The sequence below is a fragment of the Ferrimonas sp. YFM genome, from assembly GCF_030296015.1.
GTDB lineage: Bacteria > Pseudomonadota > Gammaproteobacteria > Enterobacterales > Shewanellaceae > Ferrimonas.
On sequence record NZ_AP027368.1, the window covers coordinates 3356526 to 3378121 of the forward strand.

Below are 21596 nucleotides of genomic sequence, written 5' to 3' on the forward strand. Positions count from 1 at the left end.
CACAATAAGGAAGGATATGGCTATGTGGTACATGATCTACTCCGAGGACGTTGAGAACAGCCTCCCACTGCGCAAAGAAGCTCGCCCGGCGCACCTGGCCCGACTGCAGCAACTGAAAGAGGAAGGCCGCCTGTTCGCCGCCGGTCCCCTGCCCGCCGTTGATGCGGAAGATCCAGGCGAAGCGGGTTTCACCGGCTCCCTGGTTATCGCTGACTTTGACTCCCTGGAGGCCGCTCAGGCCTGGGCCGATGCCGATCCCTACATCGATGCCGGTGTCTACGCCAAGTCCACCATCAAGCCTTACAAACTGGTACTGCCCTAAACACTCAACAAACGGAATCACCAATGAAGTTCGTGTCATTTAATATCAATGGCATTCGGGCTCGGCTGCATCAACTGCAGGCGCTGATCGATACCCATCAACCGGATGTGATCGGTCTGCAGGAGATCAAGGTGGACGACCCTCAATTCCCCCTGGAACAGGTTCAGGAGATGGGGTACCACGTCGTCCACCACGGTCAGAAGGGTCACTATGGAGTGGCCCTTCTTACTCGTACTCCTCCTCGTGAGGTGCAGAAAGGCTGGACCACGGATGACGACGCCGCACAGAAACGGATGATCATGGCCACCGTTGATGGCCCCGACGGAGAACCGATACGGGTGCTCAACGGCTACTTCCCTCAGGGGGAGAACCGCAGCCATGAAACCAAATTCCCCGCCAAGCAAAAGTTCTACTCCGACCTGATGGAACACCTTGGCCAACATCACTCGCCAGATGATAACCTAGTGGTGATGGGAGACATCAACATCAGCCCCACCGACCGGGATATCGGCATCGGCGAAGCCAACGCCAAGCGTTGGTTAAAGACCGGAAAGTGTTCCTTTCTTCCAGAAGAAAGAGAATGGTTAAGCAAATTAGTGGGTTGGGGCTTAACGGACAGCTTCAGATATCTACATCCTGAAATTGACGACCGTTTCAGTTGGTTTGACTACCGTTCAAAGGGCTTCGATGATAACAGAGGGTTACGCATTGATGTGATCCTTACCAGCGAATCTTTGACGAAAAGGTTAATCCAGTCGGATGTGGATTATGATCTCAGGGGAATTGAAAAGCCCTCCGATCACGCTCCCATCTGGACCACCATTAAATGATAAACTGACCTTCGGGTGAGATTTTCGAGGAAATATGCGGAATTTAGATTACATAATAACCGCACCTTATGAGCTCATGAGGCCTCGAAGCTGACAATAAAGGCGCGTTTACGCGCCTTTACTTAGTTAGCGACATGTTAACAAAAGTATTGAATCAAGTTTTAATAATGCTTGAACTTCAGTGAACATGTATGTCAGATCAAATTTTCATTTTTTAAAACTGGCTATCGAACATATCTGCTGATATCAATACGCATGAAACACCCAATTAAACGCGTATTTATTATAAGAACAACGCCGGTTGTCAAAAGAGCATTGAGCAGAGGAAACACATAACAATGGCACAAGCTCAACTTACGAAACTGATGGACGCTGTAGAGATCTTTAGAGACGTGTACTCCGAGATTCCGCCCCAGACCTGTTTGATGTTCATGCAGGTTTGCCAGGAAGAAGGGTGCTCTATCAAGGATCTGCAAGAACGTTTCGAAATGTCCCAGGCCAGCGCCAGTCGCAATGCGCGACTGCTGTCTGAGCGGGTACATTCCGGACGCCAGGGATTGGGGCTCGTAGAACTCCGTATCGATGAGCAGGACTACCGCATCAAGCGGGCCTTCCTCACCGAAAAAGGAAGGGAGGTGAGAGATCGCTTGTCGGCGGTCGTCTAATTCCACCTCATTTATAGCAATCAACTTGCCGGGCAACCTAGGTCGCCTGGCTCTTCAATGCCACCCCCTGGGGTGGCATTTTAGTTTCTGCGGCCTGTACAGCCTCCTGAAGCAATCCTGAGCCGAATCCGCCCCAACCCTCAAGTAGCGCTTAACAGGCCAATACGCACGCTCTTAGCTGGAAACTGCTAAAGTAATAATCAGGTAGGGAAAACCCAACCTGCGCCGGGCCAGATCAAGGGCTCAGCTCCAAGGTGTGTCCTGGCGACTCATGCCCCAAGAGACAAGGAGCGACGGATGAAAACCAGAACCATAGCAACCGTAACCGGTGCCGACCGCAGCGGGCTGCTCAATCTGCTTGCCAAACTTACTCGCCAAATGGACGGCGTCTGGACCGCCAGCAAGGTGATCCACATGGGTGGCCAGGTGGCCATCATGCTGGACATCACCCTGCCCGACTCCAACATCAAAGAGCTGAAGGAGCGTTTTGAAGCGGTCCATCGGCTCCACTGCGTCTTCAACGATCCTCCGCAAGAGACCCCTCACGAGCATCTGCTGGCCCTGCACGTGGATGCCGACGACAGGGTCGGCCTGATTCGGGACATCACCGCCGCCGTCCACGAGATGGACATCGACATCACCAGCTTCAACAGCGTACGCCTTGCCGCCGGCGGCATGGGCAACACCGTCTTCACCGCCTCCCTGGAGCTGGCCGCTCCCAGCCAGATAGACGCCAAGGTGCTGGTCGACAAGATTGAAAGCCTGGAAGGCAACATCCGCGCCGAGGCCGAAGCCGCCTGACAACATCGAATAGGCAAAAGACAGGCATAAAAAAACGCAGCCAAAAGGCTGCGTTTTTTCGTGTGTCGTGCCGTTACAGCAGGGCAGGTACGCCAGGCAGCATACCAACAGCCAGCATGGCGGCAACACAGATGATGAAGGCGCCGGCAGGGATAACCAGGCGGTCCATGAAGGACAGCTTCTTGGCGCGCTCTTTGTCACCGATCAGACCGTTGTTGTCCAGCAGCATGGTCAGGGCCCAGGCGAATACAGGGTTAACCACGATGGAGGCAAAGATACAGATACCAGCGGACTGAGAGTCCTTGGTGTCTTTAACCATCTGCATGCCCGCTTCCAGCAGAGGCAGGAATACACCTACCAGCAGAGCGATGGACATAACAGGACGCCATACGGTGATGTCCATTGGGTAGCCGATGATGGCAACCACAATACACAGGGTACCCAGCAGAATCGCACCAGCGGGGATAGGACGCTTGGCGATGGCCGCAGGGATCATGTAGGTACCCCAGGAGGAGGTGATGTTACCGCCACCGAAGCCGGTGCCCACCATCTGACGGATGGAGCAGCAGGTCATGGTGTCATCAACGTCCATCAGTACCTTGTCGGTGCCCTTAGGATAGTTCAGCTCCTGGAAGATACGGTGACCCAGGAAGTCAGGAGACCACATGGCTACCGCCAGGATGGCGAAAGGCAGAGAGGCGATGAAGTGCTGCATGTTAGGCAGACCCAGTTGCCAACCGGTCTCGGTGGAGCCCCACCAGTACCATGGGTTCAGGTTAGGCAGACCAGGAGAGGTTACGAACTCCAGGTCCAGGCCAGCGCCAAACAGGAAGGCGATCAGAACCGCAGCGATGGAGCACAGAGGAATCGCCAGCCAGCGCTTGCCCATGCGGGCCAGCACGGAGTAAACAACGATGTTTACCGCCAGGATCATCAGGGCAACGTGGCTCAGGCTGTAGTCCAGGGCGTGCTTGGCCTGCAGACCTTCAGCCCAGGTGAACAGGGAACCGATCTGGCCCATGGAGCCCATGGCCCCCAGGTACACCAGCAGACCGCCGGCAACCCCTTCTCCGGTGAGGTTAACGAGTTTCGACCCCCCCTTGAAGTAACTAAGCAGCAGACCGAAAACACCCAGCAGGATAGCCAGGGCCAGAGGGTGAGCACCCGCCAGAGCGATGGCACCAATCAGAGGGATCATGGGGCCGTGGTTACCGGCCAGGTTCGCTCTGGGGTTCAGGAAACCGGAACCCAGAATACAGAACAGCAGTGCGGGGATCAGCATCTCCACGCGGACCACTTCAATGGCCCACTCGGCGCCCAGGTTCACGTGGTCCCACTTTTCAGTCAGGCCCGAACCCCAGGCGGCCATTACCGCAGAGTACATTACGGTAATACCGATGGTACCGGCGATGGCTGGTACCAGATCTTCCCACTCAAAACGGAAGTCACGACCCGGAAGGTTCAGACCCCAGCGACGTGGCTTCATGATTTGCAGCTCGTGGTCCAGATAGTCTGAACGGCTGTCAAATTCACTGCTAGGCTTGTGCAACTCGCTATAAGTCGAGTTTTCTACGTCCCGCATGCTTATCAACCTCGATTAAAAATCACCTTGGAGCTGTGGTGTAGGCCCGTCGGCCGCCCCCACATTGTTTTCGCCTTACCCCGATGCCAAGGAGCAAATTGGTAAGACCATTTTACTAAAAAGAAATCGGCTGAATTAAACTTCAGCCCCGAATCGATGTCAAACGACGAAACGTTAGCCCGATCACAAGAATAGTGACGCTGCTTCAGTTCGTTTTTTAACAAATCAGATAAGTGCTGGTTATAAAAGATAAAATTGGCTTATTGACACGTTTTAGCAGCCGTACCCAATTAATTGATCTTGAACAATATTGGGCGAGATTTCCCAATTCGGCGAAATTGGAATAATCCTTAACAATCTGTTGACCAGTAATAACCATAGACCAATGTTCGGTAACCACCTGAACCGGGTTACTGCAGATGTGAACTGAGCACAGAAAAGCCGGCACGATGCCGGCTTTCATTATTTGACGGAGAGTTGAGCGGCCTGGAGCCTAGCTTCTCGACGACAGCTTCAACCGCCCCGCCACTCCCTGAACCAGCACAAAGGCCAGCAGAGAGATCACCAGGGCCGGCACTATGGCGTGCAGGGTCAGCAGCTTGATCTTCAAAAAGGTCAGCGGCAGATAGGTCGCCAGTCCGGCCACCATGGCCGCCAGCGCCGCCTCGCCCCTGGCCTGCTTCCAGAACAGCCCAAGCACCAGAGGCCAGAGGAACACCACCTGCAGGGCACCGAAGGCCGCCATATTCAGCCAGATGATCATCTGTGGCGGGTCCAGGGCCATCAGGGTACAGGCCAGGGCCACCCCGAAGGTGGTCAGCCGGGTCAGCCACTTCATCTGCGTCTGAGTCAGGCTGCGCCCCTGCATCGCCAGGTCGCGGACCAGGGTGGAGGTGGTCTGCAGCAACATGGAGTCCACCGAGGACATCACCGCCGCCACCGGCGCCGCCAGCATCAGCCCCGCCATCCAGGCTGGGAACAGCTGCACCATCAGGGTGGGGATGATCTCATCCGGGCTGCTGATCTCAGGCACCAGAGGGCGGCCCAGGGCACCGGCCAGGTGCGGCATCAGGGTCACCAGGGCGGTCACCAGGGTTCCCAGCACCATGGCGCGGGCAATGGCTTGGCCGTCGCGGGCGGCCATCACCCGAATCACCGTATGCGGCAGGCCTATGGTGCCAAAGCACACCAGCACCCAGAAGGAGAACAGGAAGGGCCATGAGATAAAGCCATCTGGGCCATGGGGGGCAATCAGCCCCGGATCGATCTGGGCCATCTGTTCAGTCAGGTTGGTCATGCCGCCCCCCTGCCCCAGTACGCCGATGAGCAAAGCAAACATCCCCATCAACATCACCAGCCCCTGAATGGCGTCGGTGTAACTGACCGCCCTGAACCCGCCCCACAGGGTGTAGATCACCACGGTGGAGACGAACAACAGTAAAGAGGTGGTATAGGGGATCTCGGCCACCACACTGAGCAAGCGGGCACCGCTGGTGAACTGCACCACAATCATTCCCAGGAAGCCCGCCACCAGGCTGGCGCCGGACAACCAGAGTAACCAACGGTTCTGATACCGGTTTCTGAGTATGTCCAAAATGGTGACCGCACCGGTTTCACGGGCCAGATGCCATAATCTGGGACCCAGGACACCTAAGGTCAACAGGGCCACTGGGACCTGGATCACGGCCAGAAGCACCCAGCCGAGGCCAAACTTGTAGGCGGCACCTGGCCCTCCTATATAGGAGCTGGCACTGGTGTAGGTGGCCACCAGGGAGAGGGCCAGGATCCCTCCCCCCATAAATTGTCCCCCCAGGAAATGGTTGCGGGAGAACTCCTGGCCAGCACTGGCGCGGCGCGCAGCCAGGCGGGACACCAGCAGAGTCGCGGCCAGGTAGACCAGAATGGAGATCAGTATGGGATTCACGTCAGCGGCGCCTCAACAACATCATATAGGCCGCCAGCACCAGCCCGAAGGGGGCCATCAGGCAGGAAAACCAGAACCACAGGGGCAGGCCCCAGAACTGGCCCGCCCCATCCAACAGAAGGGGCCCGGCCAGCCAAAGCAGCACATAGGCCAGGGTCAAACCCAACGCCTTGGCGGTCAACCTGTCGGGTAATTGTTTATATTTCAATGATCTGTCCTTGGGAGGCCTATCCCTATACCCAGTTATACAGGGGATAATGCCTCATCAACAGGGGGGATTTCCATTTACAGTGAAACTCGGGAAAACCTCGAAAAAGAAGGGGGTCACTCTACCCCTTTATACCGCAACAGTGCAAAACCCCAAAGTGTTAACCAATGACAAACAGAAGCGCCAAAACTGCGATTATTTGTCGAACATCGAGAGATCTGGATCACAAAAATCCAGCGAATAATCCCGATCAGGTTCGCGCGATGTTTCCAGATTATGAGCGCCTTCACAAAGCTGTTCACGATTAAGCCGAAAAGTTGGCAAGGGAGCTAGGCTTTGGAACAATGGTAAAACCAATTGGCTGAATCGCTTTCAAACCTCTGGGAAACCGGTGGATTGAACTTCGTTACCAGGAGTGTGACGAACAGAGCAATCTGGCGATCGAGTGGCGGCAGCACTGGCTTCCACTACCTATAATTAGGGACGAGCTATATTGGGTGCCACCCATACCTTTGTACCCAAAGAGGGTGGTCAGTAAGCCAGAAGAGATTTGCATTTTTGCAACCGGTCCTGCCCCTGGATGATCAAGAGCAGAACCGTAAAATCGCTTCGTCATAGAAGGGACATCCCGACGTGCCGTCGATGACGAAACGTATCATCTTTACTATGTTAAAGGTTAAACACTATGACAGAGAAAACGACTCAGTTTGCAAAGGCTTGGGAAGGCTTTGCGGCAGGTGACTGGAAATCCGAAGTTAACGTACGTGACTTCATCCAGAAGAACTACACCCCCTATGAAGGCGACGAGTCCTTTCTAGCCGGTGCTACCAAGGCCACCGACGACCTGTGGGCCAAGGTAATGGAAGGCATCCGCATCGAGAACTCTACTCATGCGCCTGTTGACTTCGACACCTCCAAGATCTCCACCATCACCTCTCACGACGCCGGTTACATCAACAAGGATCTGGAAAAGATCGTTGGTCTGCAAACCGAAGCTCCTCTGAAGCGTGCCATTATCCCTAACGGCGGTATCCGCATGGTTGAGGGTTCCTGCAAGGCCTACGGCCGTGAGCTGGATCCTATGACCAAGGAGATCTACACCGACTACCGTAAGACCCACAACGCTGGCGTTTTCGATGTTTACACCCCAGACATCCTGCGTTGCCGTAAGTCCGGTGTGATCACCGGTCTGCCAGATGCCTACGGCCGTGGCCGTATCATCGGTGACTACCGTCGTGTTGCCCTGTACGGCATCGACTTCCTGATGCAGGACAAGCTGAACCAGTTCCACAGCCTGCAGGACGACCTGGAGAACGGCAACGGTCTGGAAGACGTACTGCGTCTGCGCGAAGAGATCGCCGAGCAGCACCGTGCCCTGGGCCAGATGAAAGAGATGGCTGCCAAGTACGGCTTCGACATCTCCAAGCCTGCTGAAACTGCTCAAGAAGCGATTCAGTGGACTTACTTCGCCTACCTGGCTGCCATTAAGTCTCAGAACGGCGCTGCCATGTCTCTGGGCCGTACCTCCACCTTCCTCGACATCTACGTTGAGCGTGACCTGAAGAACGGTGTTATCACCGAAGAGCAGGCCCAGGAGATGCTGGACCACTTCGTAATGAAGCTGCGTATGGTTCGCTTCCTGCGTACCCCTGAGTACGATCAGCTGTTCTCCGGCGACCCAATCTGGGCCACCGAGTCCATGGCGGGCATGAGCATGGACGGCCGCACTCTGGTTACCAAGAGCTGCTTCCGTTTCCTGAACACCCTGTACACCATGGGTCCAAGCCCAGAGCCGAACATCACCGTTCTGTGGTCTGACAGCCTGCCAGAAGGCTTCAAGAAGTACTGTGCGAAAGTATCCATCGATACTTCCTCCATCCAGTACGAGAACGATGACCTGATGCGTAAGGACTTCGAGTCTGACGACTACGCCATCGCCTGCTGTGTATCCCCACAGGTTCTGGGTAAGCACATGCAGTTCTTCGGCGCTCGTGCCAACCTGGCCAAGACCATGCTGTACGCCATCAACGGTGGTATGGATGAGCTGACCAAGACTCAGATGGGTCCAAAGATGGAGCCTATCACTGACGAAGTCCTGGACTACGACACTGTATACGCCAAGCTGGACACCTTCATGGACTGGCTGGCCAAGCAGTACGTCACCGCTCTGAACTGCATCCACTACATGCACGACAAGTACTCCTACGAGGCTTCTCTGCTGGCTCTGATGGATCGCGACGTTGAGCGCACCATGGCTTGTGGTATCGCTGGTCTGTCCATCACCGCTGACTCCCTGTCTGCTATTAAGTACGCCAAGGTGAAAGCAGTACGTGACGAAGACGGTATTGCTACCGACTTCGAGATCGAGGGTGACTATCCTAAGTTCGGTAACAACGACCCACGCGTAGACGAAATCGCCTGCGAGCTGGTTGAGAGCTTCATGCAGAAGATTCGCTCTCTGACCACTTACCGTAACTCCACTCCTACTCAGTCCATCCTGACCATTACCTCTAACGTGGTATACGGTAAGAAGACTGGTAACACCCCTGACGGTCGTCGTACTGGTCAGCCTTTCGCGCCTGGTGCCAACCCAATGCACGGCCGTGATGAGTCTGGTGCTGTTGCGTCCCTGACCTCCGTTGCCAAACTGCCCTTCGCCCACGCGAAAGATGGTATCTCCTATACCTTCTCCATCGTACCTGGCGCCCTGGGTAAGGACGAAGACGGTCGTCGTGCTAACCTGGCTGCCCTGATGGACGGCTACTTCAAGAACACTCAAGTTCGCGAAGGCGGTCAGCACCTGAACGTTAACGTGATGAACCGCGAGATGCTGCTGGATGCCGTTGAGAATCCAGAGAAGTACCCTCAGCTGACCATCCGTGTATCTGGTTACGCCGTACGCTTCAACGCTCTGACCAAAGAGCAGCAGCAGGACGTAATCACCCGTACCTTCACCGAAACCATGTAAGGTGAACTAACCACGGGTTAAGATAGAGGCTCTGTCACTGACAGGGCCTCTTTTACTTTTTTTCAGCCAAAACCTGGCTGCACTTCGGAGAGACAATGAGCGTAGAAGGTCGTATTCATTCCTGGGAATCCTGTGGCACCGTAGACGGTCCGGGGATTCGCTTTATCGTGTTTATGCAGGGATGCCTGATGCGCTGCAAGTATTGCCACAACCGGGACACATGGGATCTGGATGACGGTAAGGTTGTTACCGTTGACGAGGTCATGGACCAGGTTGACTCCTACCGCTACTTCTTTGAAGCCAGCGGAGGCGGCGTAACCGCCAGTGGCGGTGAAGCCATACTGCAGCCCGAGTTCGTCGCCGAACTCTTCCGTCGCTGCAAAGAGCACGAAATCGACACCTGTCTGGACACCAATGGCATGGTGCGTCACTACACGCCCGCCATCGATGCCCTGCTGGACAACACGGATCTGGTGATGCTGGATCTGAAACAGATTAAGGATGATGTGCACCGCAACCTGGTGGGCGTCTCCAACAAGCGCCCCCTGCAGTTTGCCGAGTACCTCGCCAAACGCAATCAGCGTACCTGGATCCGCTACGTGGTGGTTCCCGGCTACACCGACGACGACGAGTCCGCCCAGGAGCTGGCGGAATACGTGGCGGCCAAGCTGCCCAACGTCGAGCTGATCGAACTGCTGCCCTACCACGAACTGGGCAAGCACAAATGGACCGCCCTCGGCGAAGAGTATGAGCTGGACGGCGTCAAGCCCCCCAGCGGCGAGACCATGGAGCGCATGAAAGGGATCTTCGAATCCCAGGGCCTCAAAGTGAAATACTGAGTCCAACACGCAAACAGAAAGGGAGCCCATCGGCTCCCTTCTCTTTTTTCAGACTCCCAGATTACGACTGACATTTAGGTGCCTGCTTGGCCGCCCACACCTTGGTGCTGATCATCAGCACCGCACAGCAGGCGATGGAAGCGATCAGCCACTGGAAGCTATTGACGCTGGCCACCGAGGCCACCTGCCCCTTGAGCGCGCCGCTGAGCAGTGCCGAGGTGATCTGCCCATTGCCTCCAAGTCCCTGAGACAGGCTGTGGGAGTAGTGCTGGAAGGTGTCACTGGCCGGGTTGAAGTAACTGCCCAGCACCGAGGTGGCGTTGGCCGCCTCCAGGGTCTTTAGCCGGGAGAACTCGGCGATGGAGAGCATCGACCCCAGGGTACGAAACAGATAGAACCAGGCCACCCCCTGCAACAGATGCGCCTTGGGGAGGCTGCGCAGAATGTGGATCACCACGGTGACATTGAGAATGCCCACCGCCAGCCCCTTCAGCAGCATGGCGGGCCACAGGTCACTCAGACCGCTGTCGCCGCTGCTCGAGGTCATCAGCACACAGGCGATCACCATCATCAGCACCCCCAGGGGCACCACCTTGTCCGGCTGACCGCCAGGGAAGTAGGTCACCCTGACCGCCACCAGCGCCCCCAAAAGCATGCCGCCAAAGCTCACCAGTTCCAGTTGGCCCAATTGGGCATGACTGTAGCCCAAGGTGCCGGTGACAAAGCCAGAGGTGAGCATGGTGGCGCCCATCACCGCAAAGCCGGCCACCGCCGCATTGACCATCCCCACCCGGGCCGAGGGTAGCGCCAACACCTGAGGCCCCAACAAGGTGCCCTTGCCCCAGTCTCGCCGTATCGCCAGCACAGCCAGCACCCCGAGAGTCAGGGTCAGCGCCGCCAGGGCGGTAATCCTCGGCTCGTCAAACCAGTTGTACCTTTCGCCCTTGAGCAGCAGCAGGGTCACCGCAGTCAGAGCACCGGCTAACAACCCGGCCTGAACCCAGTTGAAGCTGTGGCGCTCGGTCTGCTCCGGCCAGGGCCAGGGGCCAAACCGCACCCAGTAGAGCAGCGCCAGATAGGGGATCAGCTGCAGGGCAAAGGCCCAGTGCCACAGACCCGCCTCGGCCAGTTGCCCCATCAGCAAGGGATAGAGCCCCAGAGGGATGAGCACCACCACCAGGGACATCACCGCCTGCACCACAGAGATGGCGCTGAAACTCAGGTTACCCAGCACCACTCTGTGGGCCAGCAGCAGCATGGCGCTGGCACAGACCCCATGGAGGAACCAGGCAGGCCAATGCCACTGGGTTGGCGCCAATAGGGTCGCCAGGGTGGCCAGTATGCCCACCAGGGCCGCAGCGCGCAGCAGCGTGCGACTGCCCCATTGGCGGGCCAGCCAGGCACTCAGAGGCAGCGACAAAATCTGTCCCAGCATATAAAGCAGATTCAACCAGCTGGCTTCGTCTGCCGACAGACCCAGGGCCGCGGCAATCTCGCCACTGCCGGCGGAGTAGATGCCTGCGCTTAGCCCCTGGGGCAACAGCAGCAGTACCGCCAGCAGCAGGGCAAGCAGCGGACGCATGGTCATCAGCCCTGCCCCCGGGTGTCCACCTCAACCACCGCCGACAGCCCAGGAACGATTCGACCTTTCAGTTCCTGAGGTAGGTCCAGCACGATCTTCACCGGCACCCGCTGCACCACCTTGACGAAGTTGCCTGTGGCATTGTCCGGCGGCAGCAGACTGAACTGGGCGCCGGTGGCCGGAGATACGCTCTCGACCCGGCCATTGAGGGGCTGCTCAGGAAAACTGTCCAGCACCACGGTCACCGGCTGGTCCGGCAGCATCTGAGTCAGCTGCCCCTCCTTGAAGTTGGCGTCGACCCAGAGGTTGTCCGTGGGCACGATGGAGAGCAGCGGCGCACCTGGGGCCACCAGCTGACCGACGCGCACCCCGCGGTTGCCCACCACACCGGAAACCGCGGCGCGAATATGGGTGTCTTCCAGCGCCAGCTCCGCCAGAGTCAGGGCCGCCTGAGCCTGCGCCGCCTTGGCCTCCAGCTGCTTCAGACCGCTGCGGGCCGAGGCCAGCCCCTGACGGGCCCCCTCCAGCTTGAGTTCGGCGCTCTGCTCACTGAGCCGGGCCAGCTCCATTCGGGTCTTCTGGGCATCATGCACCGAGGCCGAGGTCAGGTTGCGCCCCAGCAGTTCGGATTGGCGCTGCCACTCCAGCTTCTGCAACTGGGCATCGGTGTGGGCCGATTCGATGCCGGTGGCCGCCTGATCTACTGCGTTTTGCTGGATCTGCACCTGCTGTCGGGCACTCTCCACCGCCGCCAGGGCTTCGGTCAGGGCCCCTTTGGCCTGATCCCGACGGGCCAGGTAGTCGCGGTTGTCCAGCTCGGCCAGCAAGGCGCCCTGCTCCACCCACTGGTTGTCGTCCACATTCAGCCGGGTAACCACACCGCCCACCTCGGCGCTGATCTGGGTGATCTCCCCCTGCACATAGGCGTTGTTCGTCTTCTCCACGCCAGATTGAGGTGCCAGATAGAAATAGAACCCGGACAGTGCTGCCACCATGACTCCCGCCACAATCGCTGGTTTTAACTTGCCGCTCATAGAAACACCCTTGCTGTTTGCCGGTTCGGGAGGTCGATACTCTCCACCACCAAGGCCGTTTTCAGCCCGGTGACAGAGTGATCTTCCTCAACACAAAAGATACTGTACTGTACAGTATCATAATGAGTCAGTATGATGGTTGGCAAGCGATCACCGCATAAAACTGTACTAAGGAGTACACATGCGCCCCTCAAGTCTTAAGAAACGTCAGAAGTATCTGGAGGTTGCTACCGAGCTTTTTTTGGAGCACGGCTTCGAGGGAACCGGCCTGGATCAGCTGATTGCCCAATGTGGCGGCTCCAAGCTCACCCTGTACAACTACTTTGGTGATAAGCGCGGCCTGTTGAAAGAGGTGGTCACCGGCGTTACCGAGGCGCTGCATCAGCATCTGGTGTTCGACGCCGACGACACCGCCTCCACCGAGATGCAGCTGAGAGAATTTGCCAAGCGCTACGCCAACTTCATCTATCACCCGCGATTCATGAACCTGTTCCGCCTGGTGATGGAGCGCAGCGATCAGGACCCGGAACTGGCGGCCCACTTCCTGGAGCGGGGCCCCAAGTATGCTTTGCAGGTGCTGGAGCAGTTCCTGGCAGCCCGGGTCGACCGGGGCGACATGAAGCTGGACGATCCCCACATGGCCAGTGAACACCTGCTGGGTGCCCTGCGCAGCTCCCGCTACTTCGAAGCCCTGCTGACCCGCACGCCCCTGACCGAGGAGGAGCTCAATCAGTACGCCGATCGCGCCGTCACCACCTTCCTAAAAGGAGCGGGCTGAACCGGCCACGGAGGAAAGCGTTAGCTCAATGGGTTACCCTTAATTAAGGAACAAGGAGACGCGCCATTGATGACTGAACTGCCCACCCCCACCGAAGGACTGGCCTGGATAATCTGGATCTGGCTGATGATCCACTGCATCCGGCAGGGAGGATTGTGGCAGTCGATGCGTCAGCACAGCTACCTGCTGCACCTGACCCTGGGCACCATAGTGGGGCTGGCCGCCCTGTGGCGATTGCGCGCCGGCATCTACGAGGGGCTGGAGCTGCACTTTGTCGCCCTGACCGTCACCACCCTCATCTTTGGCTGGCGCAACGCCCTGCTGGTGGGCAGCGCCGCCATGCTGATACTGATGCTGTTCGGGGTCGAGCCCTGGCAACAGGCCGGTGTCATCGCCCTGCTCGGCATCGCCGCCCCGGTGCTGCTGAGCTTCGCCATCCTCACCCTGAGCCACAACACCCTGCCCCGCAACCTGTGGATCTACATCTTCATCGACGGCTTCCTCAATGGCATCCTCTGCTTCGTGGCCCGCACCCTGCTGCTGGCCCTGTGGTACAGCGGCGAGTATGACTGGGCCATCATCCGGGACAACTACCTGATCCTGATGCCGCTGTTCTTCTTCCCCGAGGCGATGCTCAATGGCTTCAGCACCACCCTGCTGGTGGTGCACAAACCCCACTGGCTGGCCACCTGGCGGGAAGAGCAGTACCTGAAATAACCTCCCCGGCCTCTGTTTCGGACACAAAAAAGCCGCCCATTACAGGCGGCTTCTTGATGCGGCAGACGAACTAGGCGGCGAGGAACTCGGCCACCTTCAGGGTTTCGCCGGTCATGCTGCCGTTGAGCGCCGCCAGATACACCTCGGCGGTCTGGTCGGCGGTAAAGGCGCCCTCATTGCTCATGCCCATCATCGCCAGGGTCTCCTCCACGAAACTGGGGCAGACCACATTCACCCGCAACTGGGGCAGCTCCAGGGCTACCGCCCGGGCGAAGCTCTCCAGGGCGCCATTGGCCATGGCCACGCAAGCGCTGCCGGGCACCGGGTCCTGGGAAACAAAGCCGGAGGTCAGCGTCACCGAGCCACCGGATTTCAGATAGCGGCGACCGAGACGCACCAGGTTCACCTGGCCCATCAGTTTATTGTCCAGGGTTTGCTGGTAATCCGCCTGGGTCAGGTGCTCGAAGGGGCCGAAGCTGGAGAGGCCGGCGGCGCAGATGATCGCATCCAGATCGCCGGTATGTTCAAACAGGCTGTGCAGCGAGTCGAGGTCACTGAGATCACACTGGAGGTCGCCATGACTGAAGCCGGCTGTGATCAGAGTGTGGTTGTCCTTCAGGCGTTCTGCCACGGCGCTGCCGATGGTGCCGCTCGCCCCCACAATGAGAATTTTCATCGGAAATCCTGCTGTTTTTGCTGTTATTTTTGGTCGCCACTCGTCCTAATGACGCCCTGTGGCCTAGCAAAAGCATCCGTGATGCGAAGCATTCTCTCTGATCTCTTTCCCTAACACAATAGGGCCACACTTGTCATACCTCTAAGGATATAGCTGTTACTTACTGATAACTAAATCAAAAAAGCGGCCATAAGGCCGCTTTTTTTACTGAACATGATTTACAGAAAATCAGGCACATCCAGGGTCTCACCGGACATATCGCCCTCTAGGGCTGCGATGTAGGCCTTGGCAGTATCCAGGGCAGAGACGCCCTGAGTGCTGTCCATGCCCATCATCTCCATGGTCTCCTTAACGAACACCGGGGCCACCACATTCAGGCGCAGCTGTGGCAGTTCCAGGGCCGCCGCCTTGGCGTAGCTCTCCAGGGCGCCATTCACCAGGGAGATGGAGGCGGTACCGGGGAAAGGCTGACGGGAGAGCACACCGGAGGTCAGGGTAATGGAGCCGCCCTCGTTGATGTAGTCGCGGCCAAAACGCACCAGATTCACCTGGCCCATCATTTTGTTCTCTACCGCCGTGGCGTAGTCGGCGTCAGTCTGCTCGGCCAGGGGACCAAACACCGCCACACCGGCGGCGCTGATGATGGCGTCCACCTTGCCCACCTCGGCCAGCATAGCTTTGATGGACTCAGGGTTGGCCAGATCTACCTTGACGTCACCGCTGTTGAAGTTGGCGGCAATCACCTCGTGCTTGCCTTCCAGATGGGCCGCAATGCCTTTGCCGATGATGCCGCTGGCGCCTACCAATAAAATTTTCATAGCTCTGATTCCTTCACTCTGTGTCTGTGTTGGATTCAGAATAGGCTCTCGCTTAAAATAGAAAAATAACCTCGAAATGAAATCAATTTTCTCATGGAAAGAAAAATAGACCTGATCAAAGCGATGCGCACCTTCCTGGTGGTGGTGGACCAAATGAGCTTCTCCGGCGCCGCCCGGCAGCTCAACATCGTGGTCTCCGCAGTCAGCCGCCAGGTCTCCGACCTTGAGAAACACTTCGACTGCACCCTGCTCTATCGCACCACCCGCGCCATGCAGCTGACCCCTGAGGGCCGCTTCTACCAGGAAAAGTTCAAAGGGGTACTGGACCGGCTCGATGCCCTGGAGTCCACCACCCAGACCCGCCGCCAGGTGATAGGCGGCCACCTGCGCATCACCAGCGCCTACAACATCGATCAGTTGGGGATTCAGAACCACATCGCCGACTTCCTCAAGCAGCACCCGGACGTGCGCCTCTCCTGGGTGATGGTCAACCGCTACGTCAACCTGATTGAGGAGGGGTTCGACCTGGCCCTGAGGGTGGGCCAGTTGTCGGACTCCAGCTTTATCGCCCGGGACTACCACACCATAGGGGTGCGCTTCGTCGCCAGCCCAGGCTATTTGGCGGAACACGGCACCCCCTGCCACCCCAAGGAGTTGACGAACCATAAGATGCTCATCGACGGCTCCAACCGCCAACCGGGACGGGTACGCTACTTCGAAAACGGCAAGGAGCACCACTTGAGCGTGCAGGGGCAGATCGAGGTCAATCAGGGACCGGTGCTGGGACAACTGGCCGCTGCCGGCCTGGGCATCGCCCAGTTGCCAGACTTCATGGTGGAGGACGCCCTAGAGCAGGGCGAGCTGGTGTCCATCATGGAGGACTATTGTCTGCCGAGAATTCAGGTCTCCCTGGTCTATCCGGCCAGCAAGCTCACCGACCCCACCCTGCGCGCCTTCATCGACCACCTGCTGGCCGCACAACGGCAGCAAAGCAGCGGCTGAACAGCCAACCAACAGGGGATGACCAAAAAATCCTCAAACAAATCAAAAGGGTTTTCAACCGCCGCTAAACCCGGCTAGAATGCAGAGCGTACTCCCTATAGCTCAACAGGATAGAGCAGCCGCCTCCTAAGCGGCCGATCGAGGTTCGAGTCCTCGTGGGGAGGCCACCCACATAAGCTTATGAAAATAAAGCCTTTTCACTCAAATTCCACTTGCTAAAAACACCTCCTAGAAATTGCCAAAAGTGACCTCGGGTCTCGCTTTGCGGGTTTGAATTCCCAAACCCTCATCAACTTCAGCTATCTACTTCAAGTTAAAGCGGCCGATCCATCTCAGTTTTACCGATTCAGTAAACGATTTCCTGAGCTGGGAAAGGTTTTACCGTTTTAGGAAAGCTGGCAAGATGGTTACTATTTCGCCAGGCAGACTTTTGCGGAACAAGCTATACGAAACCCCACATAACAAAATGCCGAAATTGTCAGTTGCGATCTGCAGTGTTCGGGGTTTTAGACTAAGGTCTTCAATTGCCAGTGGAAGGAGAGGCCCATGCGTAACCTAGCTATTGCGTTCTTGATTGCTGTAACAGCAATCACTACCTACTTGTATATCAATAACCGCCCTTCATCATGTCTTCGCGATCTAGAGCATCACTCTATAGAACTAGCCATATGTAATTCCCTAAAAGTGACCTCTCAAGACTGTAAGGCTGAAGAAAGCAGATCAGTTATTTCAGGCCTAGAATGCCGAAAAAATGGCATTAGTGAGGATCAGATTTTTGCGGCTATAGACCTAGGAAGTCGTAAAGCAGGTGACCTTCCTACCAGCCCATATGAGAAAATAAAGGAAAGCCTAGAATCCTCTCCTTATCACCTGAAGCCTACAGAAGCCAACTTCACAAGCTTTTCGAGCAGGTGCTTAGCGTATGGCGGCCAACTCCACCGTATTTTTGGGTACCATGTGAAGAATGGCCACGCAGAGTTCATCGCCATAGAGCTCGATAGCCCCTGCCTCGGACTTGAACTAATCGATAAGAAATTTCCAGTGATAACCAGTGACCAACTAGAAGAGCTAAGCTTGAAGTCTCAAAAACAAGGATGGTATCCAGCGAAATATAAGAAAGTTACTATCCACCAAGTCCGCACCTTAGATGAAGCAACATCGATATATAAAGAAATGGAGGCCAGGGCAACCAGTATGAAGTAGGGAGAGACTACGGGCTAGCCAGGAGCTGAGCAATTGATAATGAACATCATGCTCACCCCCAAAAAAGATCCTTATTTCTCACGCATAAAAATCTGACCAGGGGGGCGGTACTTAGTCTAAAGGCCCTAGAGATTTGACCCGCCCCAGGGTGCGAGATCTGTCGCCACCACGCATCAAACCACCACCTGACACGCGGCGGGCCTAGGCCAATCCCATGCCCCCTAATAACTTTGCTAAGCGCTGAGAGCCCGTTGAATGCTCCTGGCCAGAGCTGACCGCCCAGCAGTAAACTGTGTAATCCAGTACCCAAATAGCCAGTTTTTTGGCTTTTCTTTGGCGTGTTTTTTCCAAGTATGCGCTAGGTACCCCCCTCTAAACCCCTAAAGTCCCTTTTTCGACCTTTAGAGGGTTTAGACGGGATCTTACCCCTGCGTAATTGATTTATTACATCTGGTACAAATCACCAGGGCCAAATCAGTTAAGTGGTATGAACTCATACCTCAAAAATTGCGACCCCTTATACGTAGGTTGTTCAAACCCCTAGTCCCAGTAAACACCAAGATCATGATTACCAGTTGTGGATTACTAGCGACCCAATAATTTCCTAAGCTGCGCCCCCCACGATAAGGGAGAAGGATTGGAAGAGCCTGTAACATCCACAGGCAATGCTCTGCATCAGCGCCCGCCAACTATTCCTTAAGGCTAAGTAGAAAGTCAGTATCTTTTACACTAGTCAGTTCACCCTTAACAAAAGAGTGCAACTTTAAGAACTCAATAACATTACCATTCCATGCATATATGGACATCTGGAGTGCTTGGATCATCCTATCAAACAGGAGATCTCTTTCTCTAGATATCTTTTCGTTTTGCCCAGTTTTCTCCGAAGCAATATTCTCTAGATACTGAGAGAAGAAGGACTTTCTTTTGCCAAGTTCTTGATCCAATCCCTCAACAACGTCAATAATCTCTGACAAAGACAAGCTTTCACTTTTACAGACCTCAAGTAACATTTCAAACTCATCAATACTTAAGTAATAGACTCTGCTAATGGGCACCTCTACACTTCCAACTTCATCAATTACCTTTTGCTCTATTTCGCTATCAATTACCTCGTTGAGGGCTCTCGCTGAAGGAATCTGATAGTTCTTGTGCGTTACGATAATTGAAGACAATTTCTTATTGCCCTCAATATATCCTATTTCCTTTAATTTCTTTGCACACTCCTGAGATTGAACAAGTCCTTTTATAAAACTACCCTCCAGCCTTTTCTCAATCTTCCCTTTGTCGGTACTTGTTTTGACTACCATATCCGGCTCTATTGCCTTTGAGTCAACTAATATGTAACCATCATGCTCCTGAATTAGAAAGTCAATAACCTTACCACTAATCGAGTTGTTTCTATAGAGCTCCTTAACCTGGCTCTCTTGTATATATGTCAATTGAGCATCATTTAAAATGCTTTCAACATAATTCTCCATCACAGGACCAAAAATTGACTTGAACTCCTCTTTAAAATGGAGCTTTAATAAACATGGCACTAAATCAGTTGTTCCATTGGAAAATACACTTTTGCTTATAAATGCAAACTTTTCAGCTTCCACTAAGATAGGTTTAAGCATCAATGGTGAATCTTCAAAATATTCCCACTCCGGTGATGCTCCTTGCTCAAACCTGTTCATGAATTCTGGAAGAAGTCGAACGGGAATTCCCACCAATTTTATGTAACCAATTATCGTTTCAATAGAATGCCTAGGATGGAGTTTCGTAATTATATCACCCAAGTTTATTGCTTCAGCCTCTTGGACTTTCTTTGAAGACAGCCAGACTTGGAGCATCGCAGATATCTCATAGTAGTCTATTAAATCAATATCCGTGAGCTTGTTAAAAGCTAACTTTATAGGATCGTTCTCCGAGAACCACATTAGCTGCCTACATATACTCTCAAGCTGAGACTTTTCGGAGACTTGAAAAGTAGATTGTATTCTAAGAAGTGGCTTAAGTGACATCATTACTTCTTCAAAACTTTCATTCCCAGATATAACTTCGTTTTGCAGATTCCATATCATATTTAGAATCTTTAATAGTTCAGCCTCGCTTATATCTACAGCATAATCATACGCTCGATAATTCAGCTTCCACTTCAAAGCAAGCATACAACACCATGGAGCTTTTCTTAAGCTCACAGTCAAGTTGCCACTAGGTTTTGCTAAATAGTTAAATAGTTGATAAGCAAAGGAGCTATCGGTGAACCTCTTTAGTCTCTTTTTAATTTCTAATGTTCTCTTCTCATATTGACTCATAATAATTTTCGCTCCATATGAAAACAACCAACCCTAATAAGCAGCCCATCTTTACTTCTATTAATTCCAGCACTGGCAACCAACTCGTCTTGTTTCTGCGCCTTCATCAAAACCCCACCAAACAAGCCTGTCATTAACGAAAACCTTAAGCCTTAGCCCACCCCAATTCAACCAGCACAAACCACAAACAACTTAAGGCCAAGTTGGCATCATCATCAGTTAATGGTCGAGTTTGGTGCCTCTCCTGCTCATTCGGTTTTCCTCGATAATGTAAACGCCTAACAGTGTCAGCACATCGGCTTACCAGGTTTTCTCCATTCCCCTTCGGGTTGCGCGCTTTGTTTGACTCAACATACTTCCCAACACCTTTGCCCAAATCCAAGTGAAGATCTCCGGCCAACGCGCCAAACACAACTGAAAGAGCATCTCGACACCTATCGATGGTATCTACTGGCCCCAGCCGATTAGCACTAGCTTCTACCTTGTCCAGAGTTTGCTGTATTGACCGTAAAGCAGTAGTCGGTTGGATATGGTGGGCCAGTAGTTCAGGTATCACACCAAAACTATGCAATGCCTTAAGGGTGATCAAAGGTTGTCCATCGACTTGACTCTCAATTGACAAGACCTTCCAAAACGAATGATAGGGCTCATCACCCAACACTACTTTGGGAAGAGCACTACAAGATCGGAGAGACGTAAGTGAATCGATTTGATAACTAATGGCTTCAAGTAGCTGGGCAAGACCGCCTCCCCATGGACGAGTATTCAGATCTTTGCGTATGGGGTCTTGAACATGCCAAGTTGCTGGCTGAGAGGAGTACTGTCGATAAACGCGCCCTCGGCGAATCTTTGTAATGGGGTCGAAGCTGTCCTCACGGAAGATCAGGCCTGAGTAACCCCAAAGTTCTCTATCAGGAACTTGCATATCCACACCAACAAACTCGATGGGCAACATCGGAGTGGGATTTTCAACAGGAGTACCGAAGCTAGAACGACCCTGGTACAACCTCCCTGATAACTTACAAAAAGCTATCTCTCGCATACAGCGCCTCTCCTTCAACAACTGATCAATTAGGCTATTTCTAATATGGCTTCGCGCCCCAAAAAGTGGGCTTCTTAAATTTCATATTTCGCGGCAGTACAAATCTGACTGAGGAGGCGGTACTGGGGTTAAGCCCCCCTTAGAGATTTAACCTCCCTACTTACCAAAAAACAACGAACACTCTAGATGATGGCTAGAGCAGTGCTTTGAAGATTGGAAGGATCTCTCCAAAGAAGGGTTCACCAAATATCAGTGCGGCAGGGAGTGTCAAAACAGCTAGGGGCACTACCCCTACAACCACAGCA

At 54.6% G+C, this 21596-nt stretch carries 19 protein-coding genes and 1 tRNA gene; 11 read left to right on the top strand and 9 right to left on the bottom strand.

What is annotated here, in order from left to right; all coding sequences use genetic code 11:
• Positions 1 to 22 precede the first annotated feature (22 nt).
• The 4 genes from QUE41_RS15575 to QUE41_RS15590 all read left to right on the top strand — a co-directional run bounded on the left by QUE41_RS15575 (position 23) and on the right by QUE41_RS15590 (position 2618).
• Complete coding sequence (locus tag QUE41_RS15575; RefSeq protein ID WP_286339922.1) at positions 23 to 322, top strand: YciI family protein; 300 nt, start codon at positions 23 to 25, stop codon at positions 320 to 322.
• Positions 323 to 345: 23 nt separating this feature from the next.
• Positions 346 to 1152, top strand: a complete 807-nt coding sequence (gene xthA / locus QUE41_RS15580; RefSeq protein WP_286339923.1) for an exodeoxyribonuclease III — start codon at positions 346 to 348, stop codon at positions 1150 to 1152.
• Between the two features lie 338 nt (positions 1153 to 1490).
• On the top strand, positions 1491 to 1817 hold the full coding sequence (locus tag QUE41_RS15585; protein WP_035385461.1) for a winged helix DNA-binding protein: 327 nt from the start codon (positions 1491 to 1493) through the stop codon (positions 1815 to 1817).
• A gap of 297 nt (positions 1818 to 2114) precedes the next feature.
• Positions 2115 to 2618 carry a glycine cleavage system transcriptional repressor gene (locus tag QUE41_RS15590; protein ID WP_286339924.1) on the top strand — a complete coding sequence of 168 codons (504 nt, stop codon included), beginning with the start codon at positions 2115 to 2117 and terminating at the stop codon, positions 2616 to 2618.
• A 73-nt stretch (positions 2619 to 2691) separates the two neighbouring features.
• Here the strand turns inward: QUE41_RS15590 and QUE41_RS15595 are convergent, their stop codons facing one another.
• The 3 genes from QUE41_RS15595 to QUE41_RS15605 all read right to left on the bottom strand — a co-directional run bounded on the left by QUE41_RS15595 (position 2692) and on the right by QUE41_RS15605 (position 6332).
• The gene (locus tag QUE41_RS15595) at positions 2692 to 4200 is read right to left on the bottom strand and encodes a DUF3360 family protein (protein WP_286339925.1); all 1509 of its coding nucleotides are present in this window, start codon (positions 4198 to 4200) and stop codon (positions 2692 to 2694) included.
• 493 nt (positions 4201 to 4693) lie between these two features.
• Positions 4694 to 6124, bottom strand: a complete 1431-nt coding sequence (gene panF, locus QUE41_RS15600) for a sodium/pantothenate symporter (RefSeq protein WP_286339926.1) — start codon at positions 6122 to 6124, stop codon at positions 4694 to 4696.
• Position 6125: 1 nt separating this feature from the next.
• Positions 6126 to 6332: a DUF997 family protein gene (locus QUE41_RS15605; RefSeq protein ID WP_286339927.1), complete on the bottom strand. Its 207-nt coding sequence runs from the start codon at positions 6330 to 6332 to the stop codon at positions 6126 to 6128.
• A 685-nt stretch (positions 6333 to 7017) separates the two neighbouring features.
• Between QUE41_RS15605 and pflB the strand changes: the two genes are divergently transcribed.
• Both pflB and pflA read left to right on the top strand, forming a co-directional pair.
• Positions 7018 to 9300, top strand: a complete 2283-nt coding sequence (pflB, locus tag QUE41_RS15610) for a formate C-acetyltransferase (protein WP_286339928.1) — start codon at positions 7018 to 7020, stop codon at positions 9298 to 9300.
• A gap of 95 nt (positions 9301 to 9395) precedes the next feature.
• Positions 9396 to 10139, top strand: coding sequence for a pyruvate formate lyase 1-activating protein (pflA, locus tag QUE41_RS15615; protein ID WP_286339929.1), 744 nt, complete (start codon positions 9396 to 9398; stop codon positions 10137 to 10139).
• Between the two features lie 61 nt (positions 10140 to 10200).
• Here pflA and QUE41_RS15620 read toward each other — a convergent pair whose 3' ends face one another.
• Both QUE41_RS15620 and QUE41_RS15625 read right to left on the bottom strand, forming a co-directional pair.
• Positions 10201 to 11727 carry an MFS transporter gene (locus QUE41_RS15620; protein ID WP_286339930.1) on the bottom strand — a complete coding sequence of 509 codons (1527 nt, stop codon included), beginning with the start codon at positions 11725 to 11727 and terminating at the stop codon, positions 10201 to 10203.
• Positions 11727 to 12716, bottom strand: coding sequence for an HlyD family secretion protein (locus QUE41_RS15625; protein ID WP_286342955.1), 990 nt, complete (start codon positions 12714 to 12716; stop codon positions 11727 to 11729). The genes QUE41_RS15620 and QUE41_RS15625 overlap by 1 nt, the downstream gene beginning before the upstream one ends.
• 220 nt (positions 12717 to 12936) lie before the next feature.
• Between QUE41_RS15625 and QUE41_RS15630 the strand changes: the two genes are divergently transcribed.
• Both QUE41_RS15630 and QUE41_RS15635 read left to right on the top strand, forming a co-directional pair.
• Complete coding sequence (locus tag QUE41_RS15630; protein ID WP_286339931.1) at positions 12937 to 13533, top strand: TetR/AcrR family transcriptional regulator; 597 nt, start codon at positions 12937 to 12939, stop codon at positions 13531 to 13533.
• A gap of 69 nt (positions 13534 to 13602) precedes the next feature.
• Positions 13603 to 14250, top strand: coding sequence for a hypothetical protein (locus tag QUE41_RS15635; RefSeq protein ID WP_286339932.1), 648 nt, complete (start codon positions 13603 to 13605; stop codon positions 14248 to 14250).
• 70 nt (positions 14251 to 14320) lie between these two features.
• Here the strand turns inward: QUE41_RS15635 and QUE41_RS15640 are convergent, their stop codons facing one another.
• Together QUE41_RS15640 and QUE41_RS15645 are read right to left on the bottom strand one after the other, a co-directional pair.
• Complete coding sequence (locus QUE41_RS15640) at positions 14321 to 14926, bottom strand: short chain dehydrogenase (protein WP_286339933.1); 606 nt, start codon at positions 14924 to 14926, stop codon at positions 14321 to 14323.
• A 218-nt stretch (positions 14927 to 15144) separates the two neighbouring features.
• Positions 15145 to 15744, bottom strand: a complete 600-nt coding sequence (locus QUE41_RS15645; RefSeq protein ID WP_286339934.1) for a short chain dehydrogenase — start codon at positions 15742 to 15744, stop codon at positions 15145 to 15147.
• Between the two features lie 93 nt (positions 15745 to 15837).
• Between QUE41_RS15645 and QUE41_RS15650 the strand changes: the two genes are divergently transcribed.
• From QUE41_RS15650 to QUE41_RS15660, 3 genes are all read left to right on the top strand, one after another.
• Positions 15838 to 16746 carry a LysR family transcriptional regulator gene (locus QUE41_RS15650; RefSeq protein WP_286339935.1) on the top strand — a complete coding sequence of 303 codons (909 nt, stop codon included), beginning with the start codon at positions 15838 to 15840 and terminating at the stop codon, positions 16744 to 16746.
• Between the two features lie 91 nt (positions 16747 to 16837).
• A tRNA-Arg gene (locus QUE41_RS15655) sits at positions 16838 to 16913 on the top strand.
• 379 nt (positions 16914 to 17292) lie between these two features.
• Complete coding sequence (locus QUE41_RS15660) at positions 17293 to 17949, top strand: hypothetical protein (RefSeq protein WP_286339936.1); 657 nt, start codon at positions 17293 to 17295, stop codon at positions 17947 to 17949.
• Between the two features lie 689 nt (positions 17950 to 18638).
• Here QUE41_RS15660 and gapS1 read toward each other — a convergent pair.
• The gene (gapS1, locus tag QUE41_RS15665; protein WP_286339937.1) at positions 18639 to 20249 is read right to left on the bottom strand and encodes a GapS1 family protein; all 1611 of its coding nucleotides are present in this window, start codon (positions 20247 to 20249) and stop codon (positions 18639 to 18641) included.
• Positions 20250 to 20394: 145 nt separating this feature from the next.
• A complete protein-coding gene (locus QUE41_RS15670) occupies positions 20395 to 21291 on the bottom strand; it encodes a hypothetical protein (protein ID WP_286339938.1) in 897 nt (298 codons plus the stop codon).
• Positions 21292 to 21596: the final 305 nt, after the last annotated feature.

What these genes read in the sequence shown, in the direction of transcription:
- QUE41_RS15640 (WP_286339933.1), bottom strand. Translation starts at nt 14,926, where the DNA reads ATGAAAATTCTCATTGTGGGGGCGAGCGGCACCATCGGCAGCGCCGTG.
- QUE41_RS15635 (WP_286339932.1), top strand. Translation starts at nt 13,603, where the DNA reads ATGACTGAACTGCCCACCCCCACCGAAGGACTGGCCTGGATAATCTGG.
- QUE41_RS15630 (WP_286339931.1), top strand. Translation starts at nt 12,937, where the DNA reads ATGCGCCCCTCAAGTCTTAAGAAACGTCAGAAGTATCTGGAGGTTGCT.
- QUE41_RS15645 (WP_286339934.1), bottom strand. Translation starts at nt 15,744, where the DNA reads ATGAAAATTTTATTGGTAGGCGCCAGCGGCATCATCGGCAAAGGCATT.
- pflA (WP_286339929.1), top strand. Translation starts at nt 9,396, where the DNA reads ATGAGCGTAGAAGGTCGTATTCATTCCTGGGAATCCTGTGGCACCGTA.
- QUE41_RS15620 (WP_286339930.1), bottom strand. Translation starts at nt 11,727, where the DNA reads ATGACCATGCGTCCGCTGCTTGCCCTGCTGCTGGCGGTACTGCTGCTG.
- QUE41_RS15670 (WP_286339938.1), bottom strand. Translation starts at nt 21,291, where the DNA reads ATGCGAGAGATAGCTTTTTGTAAGTTATCAGGGAGGTTGTACCAGGGT.
- gapS1 (WP_286339937.1), bottom strand. Translation starts at nt 20,249, where the DNA reads ATGAGTCAATATGAGAAGAGAACATTAGAAATTAAAAAGAGACTAAAG.
- QUE41_RS15625 (WP_286342955.1), bottom strand. Translation starts at nt 12,716, where the DNA reads ATGGTGGCAGCACTGTCCGGGTTCTATTTCTATCTGGCACCTCAATCT.
- QUE41_RS15585 (WP_035385461.1), top strand. Translation starts at nt 1,491, where the DNA reads ATGGCACAAGCTCAACTTACGAAACTGATGGACGCTGTAGAGATCTTT.
- QUE41_RS15575 (WP_286339922.1), top strand. Translation starts at nt 23, where the DNA reads ATGTGGTACATGATCTACTCCGAGGACGTTGAGAACAGCCTCCCACTG.
- QUE41_RS15650 (WP_286339935.1), top strand. Translation starts at nt 15,838, where the DNA reads ATGGAAAGAAAAATAGACCTGATCAAAGCGATGCGCACCTTCCTGGTG.
- QUE41_RS15590 (WP_286339924.1), top strand. Translation starts at nt 2,115, where the DNA reads ATGAAAACCAGAACCATAGCAACCGTAACCGGTGCCGACCGCAGCGGG.
- QUE41_RS15660 (WP_286339936.1), top strand. Translation starts at nt 17,293, where the DNA reads ATGCGTAACCTAGCTATTGCGTTCTTGATTGCTGTAACAGCAATCACT.
- xthA (WP_286339923.1), top strand. Translation starts at nt 346, where the DNA reads ATGAAGTTCGTGTCATTTAATATCAATGGCATTCGGGCTCGGCTGCAT.
- QUE41_RS15595 (WP_286339925.1), bottom strand. Translation starts at nt 4,200, where the DNA reads ATGCGGGACGTAGAAAACTCGACTTATAGCGAGTTGCACAAGCCTAGC.
- pflB (WP_286339928.1), top strand. Translation starts at nt 7,018, where the DNA reads ATGACAGAGAAAACGACTCAGTTTGCAAAGGCTTGGGAAGGCTTTGCG.